The 1,229-nt window shown below is 31.8% G+C and carries 1 protein-coding gene; it reads left to right on the plus strand.

What is annotated here, in order from left to right:
- Positions 1–578: 578 nt before the first annotated feature.
- Positions 579–824 carry a hypothetical protein gene (locus tag JM172_RS24445; protein WP_214484974.1) on the plus strand — a complete coding sequence of 82 codons (246 nt, stop codon included), beginning with the start codon at positions 579–581 and terminating at the stop codon, positions 822–824.
- Positions 825–1,229: the final 405 nt, after the last annotated feature.

Here is a 1,229-nt window from a genome sequence, read left to right on the forward strand (position 1 = left end):
AAATTCACCAACTTATTTTTTATAACTATATTATTATTTACTAAAATTATTATACCTCGTTAACCAGTCCTGCTTCTTGTATTTAATACCAATTATTTCGAATATCCAGAAAATAGGCTATCCCTTGTTACAGAACATGGCTCTAAAAATGAAAAAGACGCTAATCTTTATTTCAGATTAGCGCCATATCGTATTATGAGGTCAGCCAGTAACATTTCTGGTTGACCTATTTTTAATAGGTATTAATCTTAAGGTAGTCGGGGTAGAACGCTAGCGCCATTGGGACTCACATTCTACTCCGACTACCTAAAGGATAGCCTATAGAAAGAAGGCCAACCAGATAAAATATCAATCTGGATGACTTTATAATACGATATGGTCCTACAATGAAAAAAAGACGCATTTCGATAGTGAATTGACCACAAAAAGTTAGACACGTTATTAAATTTATGCAGCTTCGGCATGAGTTCGGTATTGTACTGGATAACGAAACGTTGTTTTCGTAAACTTTGTTGCTAACCAGGAATAAATTGACATTTTTTTATTTGAAATTATAATAAAGAAAGGAGGTGTTACCCGTGAAAAAGAAGTTATTTTGGTTTCCTTTGTTAGCGGCATTATTATCAATGGGGGTTTTATATACAATCGGAAACATATTAGAAATTTCATTTTTGAGTTGGAATTTTTATAAAGAAAATCCATCAGAAGGGGTAATTTTTGAAACAGGAGGTTCGTTTATTCCTATTATAATTGGTTTTATCATTGGATTTATTACAGAACGAATACTCAAGAGTAAGCATAAAAGGAACCCTAACTTGGTGTAGAACCAAGTTTTTTTATGCACTTCTAAACATCTGATTTTGTTCCTTTCGCTATACGACACCCTATTACTTGAGTCGTACAAAAATGATATAACTGATCTAGCACACTAGTACAAATAAACTCAAGTAAATTACATAAAAATAAAGTACATCCTTTATTCTAACTTCAATATTATTTTGCTTCTTCTTTTCAAGAATAATCAGGGAGGTTGTTCAACAATATGGCCCTAAAATGAATAATGGTACATATCTATATTTTAGATATGCACCATAACATCCAAAGTTATTAAAACTTGCTCGCACACTTATTGAACTCTACCACCTGTAAGTGAAAGATAATTTATGCTCTTATTCTATTGGTATATAGATGTCTGTCTTACTCTTCTTTTTAAAATCTTTAGGTGGCTC

Source organism: Bacillus sp. SM2101, from assembly GCF_018588585.1.
Taxonomy (GTDB): domain Bacteria; phylum Bacillota; class Bacilli; order Bacillales; family SM2101; genus Nanhaiella; species Nanhaiella sioensis.